The 24,870-nt window shown below is 55.6% G+C and carries 31 protein-coding genes and 1 tRNA gene; 16 read left to right on the top strand and 16 right to left on the bottom strand.

What is annotated here, in order from left to right:
- Window positions 1-109: 109 nt before the first annotated feature.
- On the bottom strand, window positions 110-442 hold the full coding sequence (locus SJY29_RS16285; protein ID WP_400084924.1) for a hypothetical protein: 333 nt from the start codon (window positions 440-442) through the stop codon (window positions 110-112).
- A gap of 476 nt (window positions 443-918) precedes the next feature.
- Here SJY29_RS16285 and SJY29_RS16280 point away from each other — a divergent pair, with 476 nt between their 5' ends.
- From SJY29_RS16280 to SJY29_RS16270, 3 genes are read left to right on the top strand one after another with little or no spacing between them, the layout of a single operon-like run.
- Complete coding sequence (locus tag SJY29_RS16280) at window positions 919-1,563, top strand: histidine phosphatase family protein (protein WP_400084921.1); 645 nt, start codon at window positions 919-921, stop codon at window positions 1,561-1,563.
- 11 nt (window positions 1,564-1,574) lie between these two features.
- A complete protein-coding gene (locus SJY29_RS16275; protein ID WP_400084918.1) occupies window positions 1,575-2,177 on the top strand; it encodes a glutathione S-transferase family protein in 603 nt (200 codons plus the stop codon).
- The gene (locus SJY29_RS16270) at window positions 2,177-3,226 is read left to right on the top strand and encodes a saccharopine dehydrogenase (protein WP_400084915.1); all 1,050 of its coding nucleotides are present in this window, start codon (window positions 2,177-2,179) and stop codon (window positions 3,224-3,226) included. Before SJY29_RS16275 ends, SJY29_RS16270 begins: the two co-directional genes overlap by 1 nt.
- Window positions 3,227-3,252: 26 nt before the next feature.
- On the opposite strand, the gene SJY29_RS16265 is transcribed toward SJY29_RS16270, so the two are convergent.
- From SJY29_RS16265 to SJY29_RS16245, 5 genes are all read right to left on the bottom strand, one after another.
- Complete coding sequence (locus SJY29_RS16265) at window positions 3,253-3,579, bottom strand: DUF3775 domain-containing protein (protein ID WP_110277861.1); 327 nt, start codon at window positions 3,577-3,579, stop codon at window positions 3,253-3,255.
- 85 nt (window positions 3,580-3,664) lie between these two features.
- Entirely contained in the window at window positions 3,665-3,841 is a 177-nt protein-coding gene (locus tag SJY29_RS16260; RefSeq protein WP_400084912.1) for a hypothetical protein, read from the bottom strand.
- Between the two features lie 173 nt (window positions 3,842-4,014).
- Window positions 4,015-5,124 carry a site-specific DNA-methyltransferase gene (locus tag SJY29_RS16255; protein ID WP_400084909.1) on the bottom strand — a complete coding sequence of 370 codons (1,110 nt, stop codon included), beginning with the start codon at window positions 5,122-5,124 and terminating at the stop codon, window positions 4,015-4,017.
- Between the two features lie 90 nt (window positions 5,125-5,214).
- Complete coding sequence (locus SJY29_RS16250; RefSeq protein WP_400084906.1) at window positions 5,215-5,847, bottom strand: ribonuclease HII; 633 nt, start codon at window positions 5,845-5,847, stop codon at window positions 5,215-5,217.
- A gap of 177 nt (window positions 5,848-6,024) precedes the next feature.
- Window positions 6,025-6,510: a hypothetical protein gene (locus tag SJY29_RS16245; protein ID WP_400084903.1), complete on the bottom strand. Its 486-nt coding sequence runs from the start codon at window positions 6,508-6,510 to the stop codon at window positions 6,025-6,027.
- Window positions 6,511-6,668: 158 nt separating this feature from the next.
- Here SJY29_RS16245 and SJY29_RS16240 point away from each other — a divergent pair, with 158 nt between their 5' ends.
- Complete coding sequence (locus tag SJY29_RS16240) at window positions 6,669-6,950, top strand: hypothetical protein (RefSeq protein ID WP_400084900.1); 282 nt, start codon at window positions 6,669-6,671, stop codon at window positions 6,948-6,950.
- Complete coding sequence (locus SJY29_RS16235) at window positions 6,928-7,626, top strand: transcriptional regulator (protein ID WP_400084897.1); 699 nt, start codon at window positions 6,928-6,930, stop codon at window positions 7,624-7,626. Before SJY29_RS16240 ends, SJY29_RS16235 begins: the two co-directional genes overlap by 23 nt.
- On the opposite strand, the gene SJY29_RS16230 is transcribed toward SJY29_RS16235, so the two are convergent.
- Window positions 7,623-8,579: a LacI family DNA-binding transcriptional regulator gene (locus tag SJY29_RS16230; protein WP_400084894.1), complete on the bottom strand. Its 957-nt coding sequence runs from the start codon at window positions 8,577-8,579 to the stop codon at window positions 7,623-7,625. The genes SJY29_RS16235 and SJY29_RS16230 overlap by 4 nt on opposite strands.
- Before the next feature lie 178 nt (window positions 8,580-8,757).
- On the opposite strand from SJY29_RS16230, the gene SJY29_RS16225 reads away from it, so the two are divergent.
- From SJY29_RS16225 to SJY29_RS16210, 4 genes are all read left to right on the top strand, one after another.
- Window positions 8,758-8,834: transfer RNA gene (locus SJY29_RS16225), tRNA-Arg, on the top strand.
- 155 nt (window positions 8,835-8,989) lie between these two features.
- Window positions 8,990-9,847 (top strand): hypothetical protein, encoded by an 858-nt coding sequence (locus SJY29_RS16220; RefSeq protein ID WP_400084891.1) that lies wholly within the window; start codon window positions 8,990-8,992, stop codon window positions 9,845-9,847.
- Window positions 9,844-10,314: a plasmid mobilization protein gene (locus tag SJY29_RS16215; protein WP_400084888.1), complete on the top strand. Its 471-nt coding sequence runs from the start codon at window positions 9,844-9,846 to the stop codon at window positions 10,312-10,314. The genes SJY29_RS16220 and SJY29_RS16215 overlap by 4 nt, the downstream gene beginning before the upstream one ends.
- A complete protein-coding gene (locus tag SJY29_RS16210; RefSeq protein WP_400084886.1) occupies window positions 10,311-10,454 on the top strand; it encodes a hypothetical protein in 144 nt (47 codons plus the stop codon). Before SJY29_RS16215 ends, SJY29_RS16210 begins: the two co-directional genes overlap by 4 nt.
- 370 nt (window positions 10,455-10,824) lie before the next feature.
- Here the strand turns inward: SJY29_RS16210 and SJY29_RS16205 are convergent, their stop codons facing one another.
- The gene (locus SJY29_RS16205; RefSeq protein ID WP_400084883.1) at window positions 10,825-11,064 is read right to left on the bottom strand and encodes a hypothetical protein; all 240 of its coding nucleotides are present in this window, start codon (window positions 11,062-11,064) and stop codon (window positions 10,825-10,827) included.
- Here SJY29_RS16205 and SJY29_RS16200 point away from each other — a divergent pair.
- Window positions 11,063-11,524 (top strand): hypothetical protein, encoded by a 462-nt coding sequence (locus SJY29_RS16200; protein WP_400084881.1) that lies wholly within the window; start codon window positions 11,063-11,065, stop codon window positions 11,522-11,524. The genes SJY29_RS16205 and SJY29_RS16200 overlap by 2 nt on opposite strands.
- Entirely contained in the window at window positions 11,525-11,839 is a 315-nt protein-coding gene (locus SJY29_RS16195; RefSeq protein WP_400084878.1) for a hypothetical protein, read from the top strand. It begins immediately after the preceding gene.
- Window positions 11,840-11,941: 102 nt separating this feature from the next.
- Here SJY29_RS16195 and SJY29_RS16190 read toward each other — a convergent pair whose 3' ends face one another.
- The 4 genes from SJY29_RS16190 to SJY29_RS16175 form a co-directional block, all read right to left on the bottom strand.
- Window positions 11,942-13,063: a DNA adenine methylase gene (locus SJY29_RS16190; protein ID WP_400088962.1), complete on the bottom strand. Its 1,122-nt coding sequence runs from the start codon at window positions 13,061-13,063 to the stop codon at window positions 11,942-11,944.
- Window positions 13,064-13,068: 5 nt separating this feature from the next.
- Window positions 13,069-14,424: a hypothetical protein gene (locus tag SJY29_RS16185; RefSeq protein WP_400084876.1), complete on the bottom strand. Its 1,356-nt coding sequence runs from the start codon at window positions 14,422-14,424 to the stop codon at window positions 13,069-13,071.
- Window positions 14,424-15,914 (bottom strand): DGQHR domain-containing protein, encoded by a 1,491-nt coding sequence (locus SJY29_RS16180; protein ID WP_400084873.1) that lies wholly within the window; start codon window positions 15,912-15,914, stop codon window positions 14,424-14,426. Before SJY29_RS16180 ends, SJY29_RS16185 begins: the two co-directional genes overlap by 1 nt.
- Window positions 15,915-16,305: 391 nt before the next feature.
- Entirely contained in the window at window positions 16,306-16,728 is a 423-nt protein-coding gene (locus SJY29_RS16175; RefSeq protein ID WP_400084871.1) for a helix-turn-helix domain-containing protein, read from the bottom strand.
- A gap of 365 nt (window positions 16,729-17,093) precedes the next feature.
- On the opposite strand from SJY29_RS16175, the gene SJY29_RS16170 reads away from it, so the two are divergent.
- On the top strand, window positions 17,094-18,188 hold the full coding sequence (locus SJY29_RS16170; protein WP_400084868.1) for a tyrosine-type recombinase/integrase: 1,095 nt from the start codon (window positions 17,094-17,096) through the stop codon (window positions 18,186-18,188).
- Between the two features lie 73 nt (window positions 18,189-18,261).
- Here SJY29_RS16170 and SJY29_RS16165 read toward each other — a convergent pair whose 3' ends face one another.
- Window positions 18,262-18,897 carry a hypothetical protein gene (locus SJY29_RS16165; protein ID WP_400084866.1) on the bottom strand — a complete coding sequence of 212 codons (636 nt, stop codon included), beginning with the start codon at window positions 18,895-18,897 and terminating at the stop codon, window positions 18,262-18,264.
- A 52-nt stretch (window positions 18,898-18,949) separates the two neighbouring features.
- On the opposite strand from SJY29_RS16165, the gene SJY29_RS16160 reads away from it, so the two are divergent.
- The gene (locus tag SJY29_RS16160; protein WP_400084863.1) at window positions 18,950-19,642 is read left to right on the top strand and encodes an endonuclease/exonuclease/phosphatase family protein; all 693 of its coding nucleotides are present in this window, start codon (window positions 18,950-18,952) and stop codon (window positions 19,640-19,642) included.
- Between the two features lie 15 nt (window positions 19,643-19,657).
- Here SJY29_RS16160 and SJY29_RS16155 read toward each other — a convergent pair whose 3' ends face one another.
- Entirely contained in the window at window positions 19,658-20,497 is an 840-nt protein-coding gene (locus SJY29_RS16155) for a universal stress protein (protein WP_400084860.1), read from the bottom strand.
- Window positions 20,498-20,723: 226 nt separating this feature from the next.
- The gene (locus SJY29_RS16150) at window positions 20,724-21,401 is read right to left on the bottom strand and encodes a helix-turn-helix domain-containing protein (protein ID WP_286163682.1); all 678 of its coding nucleotides are present in this window, start codon (window positions 21,399-21,401) and stop codon (window positions 20,724-20,726) included.
- 166 nt (window positions 21,402-21,567) lie between these two features.
- Between SJY29_RS16150 and SJY29_RS16145 the strand changes: the two genes are divergently transcribed.
- Window positions 21,568-22,338: a response regulator gene (locus tag SJY29_RS16145; protein WP_400084857.1), complete on the top strand. Its 771-nt coding sequence runs from the start codon at window positions 21,568-21,570 to the stop codon at window positions 22,336-22,338.
- Here SJY29_RS16145 and SJY29_RS16140 read toward each other — a convergent pair.
- Window positions 22,290-23,819 carry a PAS domain S-box protein gene (locus SJY29_RS16140; protein WP_400084854.1) on the bottom strand — a complete coding sequence of 510 codons (1,530 nt, stop codon included), beginning with the start codon at window positions 23,817-23,819 and terminating at the stop codon, window positions 22,290-22,292. The genes SJY29_RS16145 and SJY29_RS16140 overlap by 49 nt on opposite strands.
- Window positions 23,820-23,935: 116 nt before the next feature.
- Between SJY29_RS16140 and SJY29_RS16135 the strand changes: the two genes are divergently transcribed.
- Window positions 23,936-24,373: a host attachment protein gene (locus SJY29_RS16135; RefSeq protein WP_400084851.1), complete on the top strand. Its 438-nt coding sequence runs from the start codon at window positions 23,936-23,938 to the stop codon at window positions 24,371-24,373.
- 113 nt (window positions 24,374-24,486) lie between these two features.
- Complete coding sequence (locus SJY29_RS16130; protein ID WP_220000155.1) at window positions 24,487-24,849, top strand: hypothetical protein; 363 nt, start codon at window positions 24,487-24,489, stop codon at window positions 24,847-24,849.
- Window positions 24,850-24,870: the final 21 nt, after the last annotated feature.

Here is a 24,870-nt window from a genome sequence, read left to right as displayed (position 1 = left end):
GTCACAATCCCACGCTAAGAATCGGTTAACAAGAGGTGAGCATGCGGCAAAACGCAAAAGGCCGGCACCTTTCGGGTGCCGGCCTCTGATTGGGAGGAGTATGCGTCGTTTAGTCGACGATGTCGTATGTACGCTCTGCCACTGTCTGGCCGTCGACCTTCAGCAGGGCGATGACGTTTTCAGCATTGCGCAGTTGTGCGTTCACACGTACGTCAGCGTTTGCACCCATGTTGACAGCTTCTGTGCCAAGCAGTGCACCGATCTGGCCACCGGAGAAGTCATATACTTCTACAACGCCTGCCGCTTCGGAGCGGACAATACCCAGATCCAGGATTGACGACGCTTCAAGGCGCTCGTTCAGCTGGAAATAGCTGTCTGCGGAAGCGATGGAAGCAGTACCGGCGATTGTTGCGGCGATCAGTGCGATTTTCTTGATGGACATGATAGAGTTCCTTTCAGTTTCGGTTGCGGCGGGAATGCCGCGGTTCATTTCGTGCCGCTTCAGTGCGGCGCTTCGATGAGTTGAAGATTGGTTGGGAACGGCGATTTGAAAAGGCCGCCAGCGTTCACGAAAATGGTGATCAATGTGATCGTAATTTGTGCTTGAAAATGGAAAAACCGTTCTACTGACGCTCTAGTGTGCATTGGCGCACCAATTGGAATCCAAATCTGTGCGGGAATTTCCACCTCGCGCCAGAAAACCGGATCAGTTTTATTTCTCCCGTTCACAGATTTCAGTCGGGCGCATTTCCGTGATCGACAATTATTTCATCTGTCTCTCGGGTACGTGACTGAAAACACTCCGTTTCTCGGGATATTCGGCCCGTTCACCGCGCCCATCTGATGCCGATTCTAAGGGTTTGAATCGTTGCCAACGCCCGTCACACACCGTAACCCTGTGAGTTCAGGAGAGACTTGATGGGCGAAATCATACTAGTCCGGCACGGGCAGGCAAATTCGGCGGCAACAGACGAAGAAAGCTATGACCGGCTCTCTTCCTTGGGGCATCAACAGGCGAAATGGTTGGGGGAATACCTGTCAGAGCGCGAAGGCGCTTTCGACAAGGTGATTTCCGGCAGCCTGCGACGCCATCAGGAAACCGCAGCAGGCATCGGCTATCACAGCCCGCTGATTGATCCGCGTCTGAACGAGATGGATTACTTCAATCTGGGGCAGGCGCTTGAGGATGTGCACGGTGTGCCATTTCCGGGACCGGATGAATTTGCAGCGCATGTCCCGCAAGTCATGGAAGCATGGCATAATGCCGAGATCATGGGGAACGAGACTTTTGCCTCATTCGAGAGCCGCGTGACCTCTGTACTGCAAGAGGCCGCCAAACCCGGTGTCCGCGTGCTTTGCATCACATCGGGCGGGGTCATCGGGATGATCATGCGGCATCTGCTTGATCTGAACCCGACGCGGATGGCGCATGTCCTGCTGCCGATCATGAATAGCTCGCTCCATCGCATTAACGTCATACCGCAGGGGCCGATTTTGGCCAGTTTCAACGCCATCCCGCATCTGGACCGGGATGACCGCCTGCATGCCCGCACACATTACTAAAGGATCATCCCATGTTGAGACTTCACTACGCCCCCAGAACCATTTCGGTGGCTGTTGCGATCATCCTGGAAGAGTGCGGTACCCCGCACGAAAAGATCCGTGTCGACTTTGCCAGCGGTGAACAAACAAAGCATGATTATCTGAAAATGAATCCAAAGGGGCGCGTCCCCACCTTGGAAACACCTGACGGTATCCTGACCGAGACCCCTGCCATTCTGGAATACATCGCCCCGCAACTGGTGCCAGAGGACGCATTCGCCGCCGCCAAGATGCGCGAACTGATGTCTTATCTGAATGGCACCATGCATCCGCATCACGCTCATGGCCTGCGCGGTGAACGGTGGGCGGATGAGCCCAGCTCTTTTGCGGATATGAAGCGCAAAGTACCCCAACGCATGGCAGAGTGCGCCGCCCATCTGGAAGAATACCTGCCAAGCCTGCCCTTTGAGACCGGCAAACTCAGCGTTCTATCTGACGCTTACCTCTATGTTGTGCTCAGCTGGCTACCGGGTGACGGCGTGGATATTGCGCATTATCCACGGCTGGTGGCGTTTCAGCATGAAATGAATACACATGCCTCTGTGCAGGCCGTGTTTGAAAAGGGACTGCTGTGATGACCCATCTCTGGGTACGCGCGGAAAGCCGCGACAACGAGGAACGCGTCGGAATCACGCCGCAAGGGGCCGCCAAGCTGATTGCGGCAGGGTTTCGGGTGACCGTCGAAGAAAGCACGCAACGTATTCTGCCACTGGCCGATTATGTTGCAGCAGGGTGTGCGGTCGCACCCGAGTTCTCTTGGCCCGATGCGCCTGACGACGCGATCATCTTTGGATTAAAAGAATTGCCCAGCGATGGATCGCCTCTGCGCCATCGCCACATCATGTTCGGCCATGCCTATAAAGGGCAGCCCGCAGGACAGGTCCTGCTCGATCGCTTCAAGGCGGGCGGTGGCGCGCTTTATGATCTCGAATATCTCACGCATGAGGACGGGCGGCGCGTTGCCGCGTTCGGCTATTGGGCTGGCTATGCGGGGGCGGCGGTGTCTCTGATGTGCTGGATTGCGCAACAGCATGGCCGTATCGCGGGACCGGTCAACGCCTATCCCAGTGCAAACCACCTGCTGGCCGACCTGCAAGAGGCTTTGATGGCCTTGGGCACCGACCGCCCGACCGCGTTGATTATTGGCGCCTTGGGCCGTGTCGGCAGCGGGGCCACCGATCTGTGTACCGCAATGGGGGTCGCAACCACGCAATGGGATATGGCGGAAACCGCCTCGGGTGGGCCGTTTCCCGAAGTGCTGCGCCACGACATCTTTCTCAACTGTATTCTGGCACGCCCCGGTACGCCGGTCTTTGTCCCGGCAAGTGCCAAGACTGCCCCCCGCACCCTGTCTGTGATTGGCGATGTGGCCTGCGACCCGGACAGCGATTTTTCTCCGATCAAGGTCTATGACCGCACAACGACATGGGATGCGCCAGCGCTGCGTGTGCATGACAATCCGGTGCTGGATGTCACAGCGATTGACAACCTGCCTTCGATGTTGCCGGCAGAAAGCAGCGCGGATTTTGCCGACCAGCTTTTGCCGCATCTGATGACACTGCCACAGATAGATGAAGGCGTCTGGGGCAGAGCGCAGGCGTGGTTTGAAAGGGCAACGCGCTGATCAGGTAAGGTGGATCCAGATCCACCTTACGCGGGCCGGTAAAGATCATCCTCGGCTTCTGACGGATCCATACCAAGGGCCGCCATCCCCGCCTCCAGATGATCGGCCAGATGCGGCGACCCTTTCAGATAGCTGGCTGTCGGTGTTGTCGCCTCTTGCGCAGCCGTGGCAAGTGCCTCGGCCAGTTCTTCAGCCTCGAAGCTGCCGCGCCCGATCCAGAAGACTGCAACCAGTCCAGTCTTTTCATCGTCATTGAGCTGATCGACAAATCCGTCAAATTCATTCTCGGCGCGATCCAACTCGCGCGCCAGAATGATGACTTCTGCAATTTTATCGGCCGTAATTGGTAGCATTGGCGCATCTCCTTTGGGTCAACCATGCAGAATGCACACAAGGGCGACCTTGATCTGGCGCAAGCCGTGTCGCGTTTCCGTCCGACTATTTCTTGTCGCGGGCGGCTTTCTCTTCCTTGGTCAGCTTGTTGTTCCAGACATTGTTGCTCAGACCAAGCTCGGCCGCCAAAGGTTTGGTTTTGCCACGACTGACTTTACCGCCTTTCTTCAGGAACTCCTGAATAAGGGCATCATCAGTGGTTTCTTTGGGGACATGTTTCATGCGTTCAGGCTAACCGAGCAGACGCAACGGAGCAACGATTGCTTTCAACGCAGGCCCGCAAAGAAAAAACCCCGCCATCACATTGGACGGCGGGGGAAAAGTTAGTGCTCGCGTGCCCATCCAGTATTGGACAGGCTTGCCGCAGGCACCGGCGGTATCAACTTTGGTAAAACTTAGTGTTTCGCCATCTCTGAGCGGATCTGCTGGCGCAGCAGATCAATGGGCACTTTCTGCCCGTCGCGTTTAAATTGCCAATAGGTCCAGCCGTTGCAGCTTGGTGCGCCTTCGAGGAAGGCACCGACCTGATGGATAGATCCTTTGATGTCGTCACCGATCAACGTGCCGTCAGCACGGACCTTGGCTTTGTGACGGCCATTCATGCTCCACAATTCCTCGCCGGGGCGCAGCATGCCGCGCTCGACCAACACGCCGAAGGCAACACGCGGTTCGGCACGTTTCGAGGTCGAGACCTCCAGCGCTTCCTTGTCGAATTTGCGGGTATTGTTGATGCGCTTCTCGGCCACCTTGCGGTAGGCCTCTTCGCGCTCGATCCCGATGAAATCGCGGCCCAGCATTTTTGCGACCGCGCCCGTGGTGCCAGTCCCGAAGAAGGGGTCAAGGACCACATCGCCGGGGTTAGTGGTGGCAACAAGAACGCGGTGCAATAGGGACTGCGGTTTTTGCGTGGGATGCGCCTTTTCGCCTTCGTCATTCTTCAGCCGCTCATGACCAGTGCAGATGGGCAGAACCCAGTCCGACCGCATCTGCACGCCCTCGTTGAGGGCTTTGAGCGCTTCATAATTGAAGGTGTACTTGCTGGCCTCTTCTTTCGAGGCCCAGATCAGTGTCTCATGGGCGTTGGTCAAGCGCTTGCCCCGAAAGTTCGGCATCGGGTTGGATTTGCGCCAGACAACATCATTGAGAATCCAGAAACCCTGGTTCTGCAACTCGGCGCCCATGCGGAAAACATTGTGATAGCTGCCAATGACCCAGATCGCGCCATTTGGCTTCAGCAGACGGCGGGCGGCAGCCAGCCATGCTTTGGTGAACTGGTCATAAACCTTGAAGCTGTCGAACTGGTCCCATGCGTCATCGACGGCATCGACCTTGGAATTGTCGGGGCGGTGCAGATCGCCCTTGAGCTGTAGGTTATATGGCGGGTCCGCAAAAATCAGATCAACAGACCCTGCAGGCAGGCTGTTCATCACCTCGATGCAATCACCATCAATAATCGTATTGAGCGGGAGCGCTTGCGCACCCTTCGTTTTCGTTTTGATCGTCATAACTTGCCTCTAAGCCCCGGCGGGTGTTCCCGCTCTTTGGTTGAGCCCAATGTGAGTCAGAGGCGATTCCGTGTCAAAATCTTTATTGATTCAGTCACTTACGTTTTTATCTTGATACAAGATATTGTGTATCGGCTTGAACGAACGCCTATGGTGTTCAGACACGCCAAACTGCTCAAGCCCCAATTTATGTTGGGCTGTGGGGTATCCGGCGTTGTTTTCCCACCCGTAGTGGGGGTGCTGTTGCGCCAATGCCACCATGTGTCTGTCACGCCACACTTTGGCGACGACAGAAGCGGCCGCGATACTCAAACTACGTGCGTCGCCTTTGACGATTGTCTCGCAGGGGATCACCAAATCACGCGGCACCATATTGCCGTCGATCAGCGCATAGTCGGCGGTTTGCCGCAGGCCCGCGACCGCGCGGACCATCGCGATATGAGAGGCGCGCAAAATGTTATGGATATCAATCTCGGCCACAGTTGCCTCGGCGATAGACACGTCCGCCACCACCAGCAATTCATCATAGAGCGCGTCACGCCTTTTCGCGGTCAGTTTCTTACTGTCATTCAATCCGGCAGGAATGTTTGCAGGATCAAGAATCACTGCCGCCGCAACGACTGGCCCCGCCAACGGACCGCGCCCGACCTCATCGACGCCAGCGATCTGCAAAAAGCCGCGCGCCTGTGCGGCTTGTTCAAAACTAAAATCAGGTTTGGTCATAAGGTCAGTGACCAGAACAAAGCTGTCACTTCAAGGAAAAAGGGGCAGAGAGCCATGTCCAACCTCTCTGCCCCATACTGGGCGTCGCCATATCACGCTCTAAGCGGCGTACTTGTTACTGGCAGATCACCCAAGGTGGTGCGGCAACTGGGGCAAGCAGCCGCACACCTGCCCGACTTAGTTGTGTCGGTCAGTCCGGTAGCCTTGCTCGCGCAGGCAAAGGGGATCAAAGCCGTTACGTGGCCCGTTGCTGGTCCAGACGCGGACGGCGCAGCGCTCGGGCAGGCGGCTTGCGAAACGGTAGTTGTTTTCAAGGCAGCGCTTGCCAAACATGCGCTGGGTGCCAAAGCGCGTCTCGACATGGCGCATACAGGCATAGGGCAAGGTGCGCCGGTTCTGGCGGCTGCGTTCTTCCTGCCGGTTCAGCTCAGACCAGCCGTTGTTGCGGTTGATCCCGTTCCATTGCTGCGTATTGCGCGCGGGGGTGGCGGGCTCTGCACGACGATTATTCTGCTCGATCGCAGAGCCAATCACCGCAGCAGCAGCCAATCCAATCAGCAGTTTTCCGACATCTTCGCGGTCCAGCCCTTGGGCATAGGCGGGGGTCATGGTCGCAAAGGTCAGCGACAGCGCAGTGATGGCAGCAGTCATTGATTTCAACATGGTGGTTCCTTTCGGTTCAAATGCCTATCGAGCGGCGATGAACCGAAAATGCGGTAGCAGTAGCTTGCCAAACAATAACGAGGGATGGTTATAGGATTGCCATCGCGATAACATTGGGCGTTATTGAATATCACAACTGCTTTGGATCAGGTGGGGGCATGAAACACATTTCTTTCTCATTCATGGCGCTCATGCTGAGCACGACCCTCGCGCAGGCGGCCTGCTATGCCGATTACAAGGCCAAGCAGGACGATCCTCTCCGGCTGCACTACGGTGTGGCCGAGGTGCGGGGCGACTGCTCGGTTGGATCGGCCGAAAGCCAACTGCGTGACCGGTTGGCCGGTAGCGGTTGGCAGCTTTTGAATGTGCTGGGCGTCTTTGATGACGCAGGCCTTGATGAAAGAAAGGACAGCGCAGGTGAGTTCTTCCTCCGCTACTGAAGCACGCGAAATCGGCAACAAGATCGTTATCGCAGGGATCGCGGCCATTGTTCTGATTCTGGCAATTGCCGCCGTGCTGCTGTTTATCAACCTGCCGGATGCCAATGCATTCAATATGCGCGTCGAACGGCTTTTTATTGAAAACGACAACCTGACCAGCAACGCCGAAATCAAGCTGCTGGAAATCCTCGCAGGATCCGGCACGGCATTCTCCGATACGCTGGCCTCTTACCGCTTTGTGATCTTCGTTCTGCTGGTCTTTGCGACGGCGCTCCTGATTGCTGCTGTCGCCTTCCTTGTCATGCTGATTGCCCTGAACCGCCGGATGGGCCGCATTGAACGGCAAGGGATCGAGGTGAACTCTCTCACAATCAGCCGCGATCAAAAGGCGGTGTATCTGAATGATTTTGAATTCAAACTGACCGATGCCGCGATTGAAACACTTTCGGTGCTGGCCGAAGCACGCATGGACGACGAAGTTCTGACAGGGGCTGAAATCGAAGGGGTGATCTCGGGGCGCGATGCCGCCGACTGCGATGAGGCCGCAGGGGCAACCCGCATCAAACGCCTGCGCGACACATTGGGCAACCAGATGATGAGCGAGCTTCTGGTCAAGAACATCGCCCGCAAAGGCTATGTGCTGGCAATCGACAAAGACGTCATTCGCATGATCTAGCGGCGCAGGGTATCACCTACGGCCAGGATGGGTTCCAGCGCAATGACGGGGCCGTCCGGCACGTCCTCACCGGCATTGAGCGCCGCGATAATCCGCGCAGCTTTCTGGCCAATTTCACGGCGGCAGGCATCCATCGTGGCCAATTGCCGTGGCAGACCCTCCAAGAGCTCGACCCCGTTGAAACCGGCCAAACCCACCTGGCCTGGCACATCAATACCTTGCTCCAGCAGAAAAAGCAGACCACCCGCACCGATCATGTCATTCGAGTAATAAAGGAAGTCCAGATCCGGCGTGCGTTCGATCATCTTGGCCGTCATCTCGCGCCCTTTGGCAAGGGCTGAGCCGCCGGAATAGAATTCTTGATCCGCGATCTCGATGCCTGCCTTTGCAAGCGTCCGCGTGAACCCCTCGAACCGCTTGCGCGCGCGGTGATCGAGCGGCATCTTTGTGCCCATAAAGCCGATCCGCTTGTAACCGGCGGCAATGATCTCTTCCGCCATCTTGCGCCCTGCGCGGCGGTGGGAAATGCCGACACAATGGTCGATCGGTTCGCCATCGGTATCCATGATTTCGACCACAGGGATACCCGCCTGCCGCAGCATGGCTTGCGACGCCTCGGAATGCTCGAGCCCGGCAATAATCACACCCGAAGGCCGCCACGAGAGCATCTCAAAGAGAACTTTCTCTTCTTTTTCAGGCAGGTAGTCTGTAACACCGACCACCGGTTGCAGATCGGTACCCTCCAGCGTCTCGGAAATCCCCGAGAGCACCTCTGGAAAAACCATGTTGCCCAGTGATGGAATAATCACCGCGACCAGATTAACGCGCTGCGAGGCAAGCGCGCCTGCGATCTTGTTGGGGACATAGCCCAGCAATTTCGCGGCATCCTGTACTTTCTGCCGTGTCGCGGCGCTGACGTCCCCTTTGTTACGCAGCACGCGGCTTACGGTCATTTCACTTACCCCGGATGCTTCGGACACATCGCGCAAGGTCAGTGGGCGTCTTGGTTTATTCGTCAAATGAAGGGTCCCGTCCGTGGTTTCGTCTATTGTTAGCGGGGCTTTGCGACAAAAGCCAGAACCGCATGACAGTTGACCAATTTGGCAAAGCGATGCATTCAACACATCGGATGGTCCCGTGGCTCAACTGGATAGAGCAGCCCCCTCCTAAGGGGCAGGTTGCAGGTTCGAATCCTGCCGGGGTCGCCAAAAACACCTGAAAAATATGAATTATTTTCAAGGCTTTGTGCAGAAGCTTGCAAAAAGTCCCGTGAGCTTTCGCGGCGAAATCGGCTGAAACGGGCGATTTCTCGTACAAAACCTGTACAAAATTCGCACATTTGTGCGTATTTCGGGGGTCAATCATGAGCCGCCATAGCTTTGATCCCGAAATCGCCGGACGTGTCGGTCTCAATGCAGCAGTGATTTTCCAGAACATCACCTTCTGGATCGAGAAGAACCAAGCCAATCGCCGTAACCTTCGTGACGGGCGGTACTGGACCTACAATTCGATCTCGGCCTTTGGTGAGCTGTTCCCATATCTGAGCGAAAAGCAGATCCGAACGGCGCTCGAAAAGCTGGTTAGCGCAGAGCTGATCATCAAGGGCAATTTCAGCGATGATCGCTATGACCGGACCTGTTGGTATGCCCTGGGCAACTCCATTTGCCCAAATGGGCAAATGGATCCGACTGAAAGGGAAAATGATGCATTTGCCCCTGAGGGCAAGCCATCTGCCCCAGAGGGCAAATCCTATAAGAACAGATATAAACCATATCAAAAACCAAATCCTTCGCACGCGAAGGCGGCGGTGGAGGATGAAGTTTCTGAAAAGATTTTGTCCGCCTATCCCGAGGATCGCATTCGCGGCAAAGCGGTTTGTCTTTCACAAATCCGCCAAGCGTTGGCCGATGGAGTGGATGCCAAAGACTTCGGGGAAGCCGTGCGGGCCTATGCGACCGAGAGCGAAGGCTTCACCCGCTCGAAGGTGTGCTTCTCCGACAATTGGTTCTCCTCTGGCCGTTGGTTGAAACACCTTCAGGAGGTTGAGGAGGCGCGAGAAGCGGGCAAAGCCAAAGAGGCTGAATTGCTGAAAGGCTTGGCTGACTGGGTCACGGACCGCCATCCGCTGTGCCGCCACATCACACCCGGCCAAGTGACAGCCTTGCTGGCTGCAAACCTGGTCAGCCCTGCTGAAATCGAGGCGGCGGGACTCAGAGTATGAGTGCGACCGATCCCCACGAAGAGCAGAGAGCAAGGTTACCCACCGATTACATCGGCGGGACTTGTGAGGGGCGGCAAGCCTCCCCTTCAAACCCCAACCGGACGCGCGCAAGCGGCGTCAAAGAGGGCCTTTCCGAGAGCGTGATCTTTCGATGCACCCCGTCGGAAAAGGCAGCGCTTGTGGCCAAAGCGCGCGCCGCTGGTCTACCCAATGCCACGCTGATGCGGGAGGCCTTGGGGTTGACCGAGGCACGTCGACGCAAGCCCGTCCCTCATGTTGACCCGAAGCTGACCTTTGCGATTGCCCGCGTTGGCGGCAACCTCAATCAGCTCTCCCGCTGGATCAACGGCGCGGTCAAATCCGGTCGCGCGAGCCAGATCGATGCGCTTAAGGTCGCGACGCAGCTGGTGGTCATCGAACGGCAGATGGCGCAGATCGCAGCGGCACACACCGGCGGCGGCGAATGATCATCTCGTTCTTCTCCACCGGCACAGGCGGCGGAGCTGCACCCGTCGACTACCTAACAGCGCGTGAAGTGCTGGCCTATGATGAGAACCGCAATCTGATCCGCGATGACAACGGCCAGCCGCAAACCAGAGATCCGTAACCCGCTGCCAGAGGTACTGCATTGCAATCCCGATCAAACTCGTGATCTGATCGATGCGAGCCCCAACAAGTGGAGCTTCACGGCGGGCGTGATCAGCTTTGCCGAGAGCGATGATCCCAGTCCCGCTGCCCAGCAAGAGGCCATTGAGCTATTTGAGGCTCTGGCCTTTGCTGGGCTGGACAGGGATCAATACGATTGTCTTTGGGTGCGCCACTCGCACGAAGGCAATGTCGAGCTGCACTTCTGCACGCCACGACTTGAGCTGAGCACCGGCAAGGCCCTGAACATCGCGCCCCCAGGGCATGAGAACGCGTTTGCAAGCTTGCGCGACCTGTTGAACAAGACGCACGGTTGGGCAGACCCTTTGGAGTCAGAACGCGCACGGGAGGTAAGGGCGACGATTGAGGCCCCAACCCGCGCACAGGGGCGCGAGGCGCTGCATGATTGGATCCTCGATCAGATCAGCGTCGGCACCATTACTGACCGTGCCAGCATGATCGACGCACTCACTGACGCGGGATTCGAGATCCCCCGTGCCAGCAAGAATTACATCACCGCCAAAGACCCCGACACCGGCGAGCGCTGGCGTTTGAAAGGAGAGATTTTCCATGACGATTGGCAAGCCGAACCGCCTCGCCGAGAAATTGAACGCGGACCTGGAGACAATACGCAGCGACCACGCCGCCTTGATGGCATCTCAGCTCGAGAGCTTCAGGAACGATTTCAGCAGCATTGCGACCAGCGCGCTGCATACAATCGAGACCGATATCAGGTTCTTTCTGAGCGACAGCAGGAGCGAGTTGGAGAGGCGGAGCGAGACGATCAGGCGCTGGTTGACGATCTCACCCTGGGTGATCGTGGGGATGGTCTCAGCCTGGATCGCGACGGTGCTGATCGCGAGTTGGTTTTGGACAGGTTTGATCACGCGTTCAGAGATGATGAGGCTGGGTCTGACGCGGATCGAACAGGCGGGGCAGACATGGGTGACGCTGGACCCCGACCGGACCGAGTTGAAGACCTGCACGATGGCGCAACGGCCCATCATCTGCATCGAGATCAAGGAGCCTTAGATGACCAATCCGCCGACAACACCCCTGACAGCATTGGAACGCGAATTGCTCGCATCCGTCGAACGGTTGGTGACGGCCTGCGAGAGCTCAGCCAAGGAATTGCACGCCTTGGAGAAACGCTCGACCAGCAGGATCGAAAGCAAGGTGAATGGCTTGGCGCACTGCGTGGCGCTATTGATGAAATCACATCTCACGTCCGTCACCACATTGGCCGACTTGCTGCGCGAGGAGCAGAATTTCGCGAAGCTTCAGTCGGGATTAGAAACCAGCTGGAAACTAGCGAAAGACGCCGAGAAGCGGCTGAACGAGAGTTAGATGAGCGGGGTCACGACCGAAGGCTGACGCATTGAGTGAAGCGCTGAGCGAAAGATTGCCACCAATGTCTTGCTTTGTGTTCTAAAGGTTTGGGGTCGTGTTCTATTTAGGTGAAAGTCTCAAAATTAGTTCGGTCGTGTTCTGCCTTGCTTCCCGGTGCTTTTTATCGCCTCCCAAGGTTGAGAAACGGGAAGAGACTTTGACTTCTTCAATCGCAAAGTAACGCTCGGACAAATCCGCAACGTCTTCGCCACTCAATCCGTTGCTCGCGGCACCAGCCGGAAAAGTTACGATTGCAGATGCCCCTTTTTGTGAAATCACCTTGAGCAAACCATCAAGAACCGGCTTGGATCTCGTCCGTAAACTGTATTGTGAGCGGGGGCGCTCCTCTGAAGGAGGGTACCGGCCGTTACCTGATATCTCGCCCACTTCCCCGAGGGCGACAGTTTCCAGAACATGATAAAACCGACTGTAATGTACGCCGGAATAAGGTGGGTCCAAGAAAACTAGATCCCCTTCAATTACCTGGTTAGCCAGTTCGTTCGCATCACCGACAATCGCCCTACCTGCCTTTAGGGCATGTTTTTCGGACACGGAGACGGCTGCCCGTTTGACCAAGAACTGGATATCCCTCATCCAAGCTTCTTTCAGGAAGCGCCCGGCTGTTTCATTCGGTTTGAACGGCTGTGCCGTGTGACCTGGAGCGGCGGCTGATTGGCTCGCTGCGATGATTAGAGCTGCAAGGCCAATCCTGCGCTGATTGGCATTCTTTGGAAGAGCAATGCGTAGCGTGTCAAGCCAAAGCGATTGGAGCGGCGAGTAGTAGTAGCCTCCGTAAGCAAAACAGACAGGCAAGTTAAAGTCTGCACAGAGTTCCCGTGCCTCAATCGCAGCCCCCGCGATTTGCTCAACCTCCAGCTTCTCTTGCAGGTTTGTGGCCTTCTGAAAGAAGCGACTTGGCTGCATCTCTCTCGCACAGTCAAACCAGCTGTCTAGCCAACGATGATCAGCAAGAGGCTCTGTTCTTTCAATTACCCCGGCGGCTAGTGCGACCGCATAAGATTGGAGATCGGAAGCAATTACTTCACGGTCGTATTTCTGAGCGACGTGCCACGCAACGGCTCCAGACCCTGTGAACAGGTCAAATACACGATTGCATTCCGCTATCGATTGGCTGAGCGCGTCCCCAAGCCCGTTGGTCAACATGGACCGTTTTGAGCCCATATACTTCACGGACAGATACCCCACATCGCAGCGCGCTCAAGCTGCGTGACGTCGGGAGTCCCGTTGAGGTTTGCGGTAAAGAAGGCGTGCGGTTCATACGAGCAATCAGTCAACGATGCTTGGAAGTCTTCGACTGCGAACTTGGTACTATCCCACAGATCAGCCATTCTGTCTGGCAACGCATCTGCAGCTACAATGCCACGATGAACAAGCAGGGGATCAATCCATGGTCTAATCTCTGTCCCGTCTTGAGAGAATCCAGCCTCGTTTAGAGTTAGCACATTTAGCGCCGTTGCAGCTCTCAGCAGAAGTACGGCACGCGAGATCATTGCGCGAGGGGTCGACCCGTCCGTAGACGCCAGCTGAAATAGCTGAGGTTCACCTGTTCCAGCCTCGTCTAGAAGAAATGCTTTCGGAACAGCCTGCTGAAGTGTTGGCTGCAATTCGCTATATCTAGTTGCTACTGAGCTACTATCCAGCGGACTTCGGTCTGCAGGATCTAACGCAGAATTGTCTTTCTGGTGGATCATCTGAAACATACGCCGCAGCATATGGTTGTCGAGTTGAACAAACCCGTTGGGCGTAGACGGTTCCAGAGACCTCCATGTCTCAGACAAAAAGTCCATCTCATCCTGGAATGAACAGGGTATTTCGTTCAAATCGTGGGGCGAGTAACTTGATATATTCCTCTGATCATGGTGCTTCGAAGCAATGTTCAAATCAAATGCCCAAGCGTCGATCAATGGAACAACAATTGATGCAGGTTGTTTGCTAGGCCAAATTGAATGCAAAGCGTCTTTGAGGTTCGAGCCATGTAGCGTTATTGCCGAAAGGAACCTAGCGGCGTTTGTATCTATTCGAAGCCAAGCATCTAACGCAGGCCAAACAATAGAGTGAGTATTCCTTCCGCTATCGTTCTCCCTGTTGTCTTCTAGTTTGTGGATGGCACCATTCGCATCAACACAGATATTCAAGCAGTTGAAAATTCCGACACCTGAAATCGCGAGAATACTCATTGCCGCCCTAAGTTGAGCATAGTACGCCATATGCTTGGCAGAGTGGCCATCTCTCGCAACAAGGGCGCTTACACTGCGAGCAAGGTAGCCCCACCCATCCAAGCAATGGTTGGGGCCACAAGCGGCCACCAACTCAACCATCTGAACTGCATTCAGATGTTGGCGCGCCTTCCGCACTTTCCGGATTGTTTTGTCCGTGCCGGGTTCAAAAACCTGTCCAGTTTGAGCCGGATGCCCCACAGGCAGCCATTCTCTTACCGGCTTTCCTGCAAAGGTCATGAGTTCGGACACAATGGATGCAGGGCTCGCCAACCCAATCTGACTGTTTACAAGTGGCGTCGCCATTACTCACCGCCGGTGGAGATTGTTTCGGCCATTTTCGCGACGCTCTTTGATTGAGATGTAGCTAACTCTCGTATGATGTCGTTTGTCAGGAGGGTATAACCACCGCTCCCGCGGTACGCACGACGTGTAAGCTCTAAATCTCGATTGTCTCGAACTCCCGGCCCATCCAATGATCGCCAATCAAAACGTGTCAGCGCAAGCGCCAACTCTTTGAAGTGCTTGTAGAAATTCTGATTTCGTAATGTTTCCAAAGATCTTGTGACATCTTCTTCATTGGTATCGGTCTCGTCAAACTCCTCTGCAACCCAATCTGCAAGTTGCCATTGGTCAACGGAACGATACAGAAAGTCGTTCACGACGGCATGGGCCGCACGGACACCCATATCCTGATTCAACATGGAGCTTCGGTCGTCGAAAGGATCTCTTTCGGGCTCCGCGCCCGTAAAGGCGTCTGCCCAATCTCCAGCTTCGCCGTCATCGATGGCTTCTTTGACCAACCGCCAAAACTCGAGCACAAGAGCAACCTGTTGCGATCTAGTCCAGGACAAGGGCTCTTCTTGCCCGGGGGTGGCCGCTTGAAACAAGCCGTAACGGCCCGCTTTACCACGACCGGTTCCGAAGAATGCAGCAGTCAACGAACGCACGAATGCTGCCTGGCTCACCCGACCAGCGCCACTTTCTCCAAGCATATTGATCCTGTTTTTCCATACGGAATCCGGGTGCTTATATAACCACTCTGTGATTTCCTGCGCCCTAGCTTCCCGATAGACGGTCAGATCACCTGTTTGCTCAAGCCAAGCTTGGTTCCTAAGCAAAGGATAAAGGTCGAAAGCGTGACTAGGGTTGATCCGTTTCGGAGAGACATTGATCGACCAGAAAAGATAGGCTTGCCAAGCAATGTCGAGCCCATGAAATGCGACGACTGGCAGCTCATAATCGCCATCTAACTGCTCCTCAAAGGCCCACAGCCGATGCTGGCCATCTATGACTTCGAAGGGTCTCACATCATCTTGAGAGAACTGGCCTAGGTCAGGCAGTTGGATCTGATATTGCCCTGAATTTTCCTGAACTTTTGCCGTCAGACCTTTAGAGGCTTGTTTGCCCCGACGCACGTCGCCGGGTTCGAGGATGTTCACTACGATAGCGGTTGGCAGCCAGCCTGGTTTTCTAAGGGCTACCTTGTCCAAGGTGCGTTGGTTCTCCTTCAAGTCGCCGTACGGATAACCGTATTGGACAAACTCTTGGATCCGTTCCGTTCGCTTCTCGTCTCTTTTTCTTTGAATGCCCTCAGCGTCAACACTGTTTCGTTCACGCTTATAAACGTCGCTATAGCTGCGCAGCGTCGAAGCGTTCATGGAGAAAATGAACATTGAAGGTTTCGGTTTCCTGTCAGGTGGGTTTGTCGAATATTCAAACCCGTCCCAGATATCGAGCCACTGGGTAAACTTCAGAGCGTTTATCTTGGGTGCCTGACCGCTATTTTTGTTCATACTCTTTCAGCCTTGTGTGAATTTGGGTAATTCGGCGAGAGATCGCCATAAAATTTTGTTCTACTACTAATTTATTTGCGTAGAGTTGCCATAATCATTCAGCAGCTTTCTCAATTTTTGATTGGCAAAATGCAAAGTGAGAACTGAAGCGGTAAGGATTGGTACCAACACCCCCGATGCAGCAACCACAAGTAGCATGGTAAGTGTAATCGTGGTTGGCTCTGGCGGAATGTCAGAGGAAAAAAGGTATGCGAAACCAATCAAATAGATCGCACACGCGCCTAGGTGAACACCGTAAAGCGGTTTCAGGGGCTCAATGGCAGCATCGCATGCTCTTTCAAGAGTGGCATGCCGAACTTTGAGCCAACTTTTGCTAGGTGGTCGCATTTGTTTAATCCCTTACCAACTCGATCCATGTGTGCACATCGTCGTTACTGACTTCACGGCCTTCGACGTGTGACTGATACCAGCGCGCTACGATTGCTCCGCGTTTCTCGCTCTTAATCTTGATGTTTTCCTCCGTGAGGTGTTGATCCAGCGAAATCTCGATCCGCTTTAGCGCCTCGAAATCATGCGCCGCCCTGACGGATTTTGTGCCTAAGAGGATCCAAGCTGCGTCCACGTCGAATTTATCGGCAATCGCGACTAAGGCTTCAACGGGAAGGCCGCGCTGGCCTTTTTCGTAGCTGTGATAGGCGCGGTGTGAGACGCCGATCGCGTCCGCCATAGCGGTTTGCGTCAAGCCGACTTCGTTGCGCGCGATCGCAAGACGCGCACCCATTGCCGAGAAGACAGCCTTCAAATCCCGCGCCATGCAAGGTTCCCATTGACGTGACTGCCAAATTGCGCGAAACTGCACAAAATGACATAAAATTCCAGTTAATCCCATCTGACCACGTCAGAAGGTGCAGAACAAGCGATTCCATGCGTGTCGCTGATTCAACTTAAGCGGACAAGGACGACTGAAATGGCAGAGACCAATTATTCAGACAGCTCTCAGATCCTGGGGCTTGGGAAAACGCCCGCACAGTGGGTCGAAGTTATGGCCGGGATGGGGATCGATATTTCAGAACGCACCTTGCGCGAACGCGCCAATGAAACGGGCGCATTTTATCGCCTTGGGCGGACCATGCTGATCACGCCCGCGCAAATTGATACGATTTTTGAAGGAGGCCAGTCATGCCGCTCCAAATTTACAAGAGGGGCCGTGTCTACTGGGCCAAGGGGTGGATTGAATACAACGGCAGGCCAATCGCCGGCCCATACCGGCGAAGCACTAAGGCATCTACAGAAGAGGGCGCACGGGACTGGATAAACCATGAGACAGAACGGCAGATCCGTCGCTACGTCGTGGGAGACGAACCGAGCAAGACGTTCTCTGATGCAATCATGCTCTACAACGCGTCCCCCAAAGCAGCAAAGCAGTTGATCCCGATTGTCGAAGCAATCGGCGACCTGTCGTTAAGTGCAATTTCCGGTGCTTTGCTGAAGAGCCTTGGGCCGAAACTGAAACCCAAAGCGTCGACCGACACTTGGTGGCGCGAAATCGTGACGCCCGCGAGTGCTGTGATCAACAATGCCCACGAGCTGGAGGGGACGCCGCTGATCCGCGTGAAGCCCTACGACAAGTTCGAGCGGATCGCGCAGGACAAGCGGCGCGGGAAGCTTAGCCGCGTCGAGCGCACGCCAGCTGATAAGGAATGGATCAAGGCCTTTTGTCGCGCAGCTGATCCGTACAATGCCGCGCTGGTCCGTTTCATGTTCGAAACGGCTGCGCGGATTGATCAAGCCGTGTCATTGGAGCCTGATGACCTTCGGCCGCACGAAAACAAAGTCCGAGTAAAAGCTCAGAAGGGGCATCCGGAAAGCTGGATCACCGTTTCGCCTCAGATGATGGACGAGCTTCTCGCACTGCCAGCCAAACGGCCCAAGAACCGCAAGACCGGCAAACTGATGAAGGCGCGTGTTTTTGGCTATGGCAGCTCCACCGGTTACAACACGCGCTGGAAGACGATCTGCAAGCGTGCGGGCATCCCGTATCTTTCAGCCCACCCTGCTGGGCGGCATGGGTTCTTCACTGAGTTAGTCGTCCGACAGGGCGTCGATCCAGTCACGGCAGCTAAAGCTGGGCGATGGTCAGACCCCAATTTGCCCATGCGCATCTATGCCCACGCAGAGACCGATGAGGCTGACATCAGGGCCCGTTTTCGTACAAACCACGTACAGGACGACGCTGTACAAACACCCAACAGTAAGAAATCACATAAGGAATAGCGCTATGAACGCATCCCTCCTAAGGGGCAGGTTGCAGGTTCGAATCCTGCCGGGGTCACCATTAATCACGCGATTACCTGTGTTTGCGGAACAGCTTTTTGTTCAGTGCCACGAACCGGTCAATTGGCCATGTCCAGAACGACGGGTCCTTGGCCCGCAGGTAGACATAGCCAAGCCAGCTGGCCAACGCAGCACCGATGACATCGACAATCAGGTCGCCCATTGTGTCCTGTAGCCCTGATTTCTGCATGTTCAGCCCGAACCACTGGTCCATTGCATATTCAAAGATTTCCCAACACGCACCGACGGTTACCGCCAGACCGAACGCCATCAGACACATCGCCCATGGTGGCGCGGCAAAGCGGTCGCCCTCGAACATCATCAGCACAAAGATGAACCCGACCAAACCAAAGCCGATGGCGGACGAGCCGTGCAGTGCGATGTCCCACCACCAGAACCGCTCATAAAAATCAAAGACTTCACCCATAAAGATCGAAGCGATCACAAAGATGGTGACGGCGGTGACGAAAGGCAGTGGCAAGGTGATGTCGAGCCTGCGGGCCAGGAAAAGCGGCGCCAATGCCAATGCCAGCGTTGCAAGAGCGACAAATGTGAGTGACCAGCGCCCTTCATACGCCGCCGCCGCCGCTGCCAGAATCAAGAGTGCCCACAGGCCCCGGACCAGATATCCTTGTTGGCGCAGTTCCACTCTCACACAGGCGACCTCTGTTTATATTGTATTTCCTACATATATGACGCTCATGTCACACTCCCGCAAGAACCGCACTCTCCGCCTGGCCAGCTACAACATCCGCAAGGCGCGCGGTCTTGATGGCCGTCGTGATCCAGGGCGTGTGCTTGACGTGATCAATGCACTGGACGCGGATGTGATCACCCTGCAGGAGGCCGACCGCAGGCTTGGTGACAGGCCGACAGCGGTCCCGAGAAACCTGATTGCGCAGGCGACCGATTTTGATGTCGTCCCACTGGCCGCAAATGACGTCAGCCTTGGCTGGCACGGCAACGCCGTTCTGGTCCGGCGTGGCATCGCGGTGAAAACCGCCAGCCGGATTGAATTGCCGGGTGCCGAGCCGCGTGGTGCTGTGTCTGTGTCGATTGAGAACGGTTTCACAATCGTCGGGGTGCATCTGGGATTGCTGCGCCAGTCCCGCCGCCGCCAGTTGCGCGCCATCGTGGCAGGGTTAGGCCCGAGCCAGAAGGTGGCCATCATCGGTGATATGAACGAATGGGCTGTGACACGCGGCTTTGAGGCGCTGGAAGAGGGCTTTGACCTTCATAGCCCTGGCCGGAGTTTTCACGCCGCCCGCCCGATTGCGGCACTGGACAGGCTGGCGCTCTCGCATGGTCTGACGCTCAGCGATGCAGGGGTTGATGAGAGCCCGCTTGCGCGGATGGCCTCGGACCATCTGCCGATCTGGGCCGATATTTCCTGAAGCTCCAACACCGTCCTATTTCGAGAACATCACCGGCAGCTTGGCATCGCGGAGGAGGTGCCGCGTCGCGGCGCCGATCACGAAATCATAGGCCCGGGAATGTCCGAATGCGCCCGTAGCGATCATATCCGCGCCCATCTCAAAGGCTTCGTGCGAAAGGATATCGGGCACTTTTTCACCGTCTTTTTCCCGATGCACAATCTCGACACTGGGGCCATGCCGGCTGAGTGCGGTAGCAAGATCAATGGCGGCATGATCTGCCAGAGTATTGCTGGGAGGTTTGCCGACGCGCAGAACACGCACACTTGCACCCGCACCAACCAAGTTCATCATATCATGTACCGCCCGTGTCGCCTCGCGGGTATCACTCCACCCCAACAAGACAGTCTCGCCCAGCTTTTCGGCTGTATAGCCTCGCGGAATGACAAGCACGGGGCGCCCGCTCTCTTTGATCACCCGCTCTTGCAGGCTGTTGATCAGCGGCCGTTCTTCACCGTCCTCTTCTTGCGCCACCACGACCAGATCGACAAAGCGCGCATTGGCGATGATGCTATCGGCAAGAAAGCCGTTCTCGCTGCTGACTTGCCGCCACTCTGTGGGGAAATCTTCGGATTTCGCGAAGCTGTCAAATATGTCTTTCACCTCTTTGGCATGCGCCTTTTGGCTGGCAAGAAAACTCTGATAGCTCACCTCGGGGATATGGACCGCAATGCCGGGGTAAACCACCAGCGATTCCGTAACATAAAGCCCGATAACATGGGCATTGTCCCGCCGTGCAAGAACCGCGGCAGACCGCAAGAGTTCTGCCGCCGAGGCTGTGCTGGTCAGGCAAACAAGGATGGTGCGCAGGGTCATAAGATATCCTCCGGTTCAGCTGCCGCATCCGGAACATCCGGCGCGACAGGCTACGATCGTTTTTGGAACGCGTTGATGCGTCAAGACCGTTCTAGCGAGGGCAATGCGTGATGGTTTTGACATTGCTCAATCGCAGCAGGTCATTCGGCATCTGTTTCGATTGTGCAGAAAAAACCGAGGTCCGCGTCTTTATTCGCGGCCTCGGCAGTCATGGGGGAACTCAGGACTAATCGCTGTCGCCCTGCGCAATAGCACGCAAACCAACGGGTTTCAGAATAACAACAGTGTTCACATGGTCGATCGCGATGATCTGCGACTTGCGCAATTGCGTGAACGTGCGGCTAATGGTTTCCGTGGTCAGGCCCAGAAAATCCGCGATATCGGCCCGGGTCATGGGCAAGGCGATTTGTGTATACTCTCCAAGCGGTTCGCCCACACGTGCCGAAAGCACCATCAGGAAAGACGCCAGCTTTTCAATCGAGGACTTGCGGCCTAGCATCATGAAATGGTCCTGCATCCCGCTGATTTCACGCAAGGCGGCCCGCAATAGGCGCAGATGGAGTTCTGGATCACCCTTGGCGCTCTCAAGATCCGAGCGGCGATGCACGATCAGTGTTGTCGGCACAAGCGCGTCGCAATCTGTGTGATAGCGCCCGTTGCTCGGAAAACCGACGGTGTCGCCGGGATAACCGAAAGCGATGACCTGCCGCCGGCCATCCTCCATGATCCGTGTCAGACGCAGAATTCCGCTGGCCACTTCATAAATCAAGTCAGCGGGGTCATCTTCAAGAAACAGATGCTTGCCCGGCTTGATTGTTATCGTTGCTTGTCTTGCAATGGATGGCTTACGGGATGGAATGACGATCATCTCATCATTGATGCTTGGCGCAGAGGTCACGTACATGGCAGCTTCCTTTTTTTGCGGTCCAGGAAACCTATTGAGCCTTCGTATCGCCCATACCTGAGCGGTCGTATCAAATTGTATCAATTTGTATCAAAGCCACAAATAGGCTAGGTTCAAACCTGCCGAGTCCCTACTCTCCAGTTGTATTGAGGAACGGAGGCCGTTCATGAAAAACGCTGTCATCTTGGTCGTCGACGATGATCCAAAGATCAGAACCCTGCTGCGGCGTTGCTTTGAAGGCGAGGGCAGCGAGGTACGCGAGGCGGGCGATAAAGCAGCCACGCTTCAGGCGCTTGCTGAGGGTCAGGTTGATCTTGTGACGCTGGATCTTGATCTGGGACGAGATGACGGTTTGGACGTGGCCAAGGCCATTCGCCAGACATCCGCTGTTCCGATCATTATGGTGACTGCAAAGAGTGACGTGATTGACCGTGTCGTCGGGCTCGAGATTGGCGCAGACGACTATATTTCAAAGCCGTTTCATCTGCGCGAGGTGGTTGCACGCGTCAAATCAATCCTGCGTCGGTCACACCGCACAGCCCAGCCCACCCTGACGCCGCCCGATAGCCCGTGTTGGGTATTCGACGACATGGTCGCCATGCCCGCAGAGATGAAGCTCTTGGACCGCAACCATGACTTGGTCGACCTCACAAGCGGCGAGTTCACGCTGTTAGAGGTCTTTTTGCGCCGCCCGAAACGCGTACTTTCGCGCGAACAACTGATGGATCTGACAGGCGGGCAAAGCTATGCACCGCTCGACCGCACCATCGACAACCAGATTGCCCGTCTGCGCAAGAAGATCGAACGCAACCCGGCTTCACCACGGTTGATCTCGACCATCCGCGGTATCGGATATTCGTTCACATGCGACGTCCGGGACTGTGACAATCATCCACCATCGAAGAGCGCCGAAAGCGCATTGGCCAGATCCGACTGACGGTAGGGTTTGCGCAGGATCTGCAGATTTGTCTCAGCGTGCTTGGCGTTCAGGATATCTTCGCCATAGCCTGACGTCAGCAGAATACGGATGTGCGGATAGGTCGCCACGATGTGCCGTGCGAGCGCGAGGCCATCCAGTTCCCCTGGCATCACCAGATCGGTAAACACCGCGTCTATCGTGTCTTTCTGACGCAGTATTTCGGCAGCGTCATCGCCAGAACCGCATTCCTCAACAACATAGCCCAACTCCTTGAGCCGCGCGACAGTCAGACGGCGTACCTGTGGGTTGTCTTCAACCACCAAAACAGATTGCCCGTTAGCCTCGTGGCGGCTGATGCTTTCTCCGGCGGTTTGGCGCATAACTGGGGCTTCACCAAGGATCGGGAAATACAGAGCGACTGTCGTTCCCAGCCCTATCTCGCTGTAGATCGCAACATGGCCAGCGCATTGCCGCACAAAGCCATAGACCATCGCAAGCCCAAGTCCGGTTCCGCGCCCGATGGGTTTGGTCGTAAAGAACGGCTCGAACGCTTTTTGTTGCGTGTCCGGCCCCATACCGATGCCGGTATCTGTTACCGAAATGCGGACATAGTGACCCTGCGCGACGTCGAGTTCCTGCGCAACGTAAGTGTCATCAATCAGGACCGTCTCTGTGCGGATAATCAACTTGCCGCCATCAGGCATAGCATCACGGGCGTTCAGCGCGATGTTGATAAGTGCTGATTGCAACTGCGTGGTATCCGCGAGGACAATCGGCAAGGGGTCGCAGCGCTCGAAGATGATTTCGTACTTTGGATCAAAGGTGCGCTGGATGAGGGCCGTGGCCGCGTCACAGGCCTCATTCACGTCGATAGGGTCGCAATGGGTAATTGTGGTGCGTGCAAATGCACTGATCCCCGCGGTCAGTTCTGCACCCAAATGCGCCGCCTCGACCGCATCAGACAGGATCGCCTTGTTGTCCTCGCCGTCGATCCTTGCCTCCAACAGCTCGAGATTGCCAATAATGACGGTCAGGATATTGCTGAAATCGTGACTGATCCCGCTGGTCATCTGGCCGATCGCATCAACGCGGGCAGAGCGCGCCAAGGCATCCTCGGCAGCCTTGCGTTTGCTCTGATCGTGCAGGATTGCGATAAAGTAGGTCTGTCCTGCCTGCTCGGCCTTCCCGATGGACAAATGCAACGGAAAGGCGGTGCCATCGCGCCGCAGCCCTTCGACGGCACGCCCCAACCCGATAACCCGCGCAATGCCGGTATTCAGATAGTTTTCCATAAAGCCATTGTGCCGATCCGCGAGTGCTTGCGGCATCAGAATATTGACGCTTTCGCCGATCAATTCCGCCGGATCATGGCCAAAGAGGCGTCCGACGGCGGGATTGGCCTGCATGATCACGCCCTCAGCATTACTCACAAGAACCGCATCGGGCATTGCATCAAGCAGGGCCATGAACAAAAGCGCATCGCGTTGGTCATCGCTCATCAGGGTCTGCCTTTCCACACGGAGTGTTCACGCAGAGTGACCCCTAATATTGAGAAAAATCAACTGCACCCCGCGCCATGCCCATAAATTGCCCGAAACTCACGGGAGAAATGGCAATGAAACCACATAAAACATGGATCGTATTGGCGGATTCCAAACATGTGCGGATTGCAGTCAATGATGGCCCCGGAAAAGGGATTTACGGTCATAGCACCGAAGGGCTGGAAGCCCCGCCGATCACCGAGTTGTCCGATGCCCCGGGAATGACCACTGCGCCCGTTGGACCAAACCGTGGCAATATCTCTGACCCCGATCTCAAAGGGCTCGCAGCGGCAGCATTTGCCGATGACATTGTTGCCTGTCTCGAGGCCGCGCTTGATCAAGGCGAATTTGAGCGGCTTGTTCTTGTGGCCTCTCCCGCCATGCTGGGTATCCTGCGCAAGTCACTGACGCCGAAAGTCAAATCTGCTTTGCGCGCCGAGGTGCCCAAAGACCTGACACATATCCCGCTGACTGACCTACCTGATCATCTGACTGAAATCATGCTGGTTTAGGCAGTGATCCCCGCGCCCGCTCCAAGCGCGCACTGTCAAAGTTGATGCATATCAACGCCGATTTCGTCGCAACGCGCTAAAATATCCACAGTAAGAAACAAGGGGAACAGATGATGTCGAAATCAGAAAATGAGACTGCCGCTGACGATGCCCTTCTCACAATGGGTAAGGCATGGATGAAACAATTCGAGGATGCGGGCCTCTATCCCTTGGGATTGATGCATACCGGATGGTTTGACAAGGTTGCCGAAATCAACAGCGAGGTTGCAAATTTCGTCGCAGACCGGATCCGCGAAGATGCCAAGACCCAAGGCGAGCTGTTGAAATGCAAGTCTGCCGAAGAATTGCAGAAGGTGCAAATGAAGTTCCTCGAAAAGACCTATGCTCAATACACCCTTGAGACAGGCAAGCTGATCAAGATGGGGATGGATATGATGCCAATCGTCGAAGGCCAGACCAAGCACACCCCCGTCTAGACGGAATTCGTAGCCGGCAGA

Origin of the sequence: Yoonia sp. R78084 (genome assembly GCF_044595625.1) — a bacterium.
Lineage (GTDB): Bacteria > Pseudomonadota > Alphaproteobacteria > Rhodobacterales > Rhodobacteraceae > Yoonia.
The sequence above is the reverse complement of the archived record's forward strand: the minus strand, read 5'-3'. Positions and strand labels throughout refer to the sequence as shown.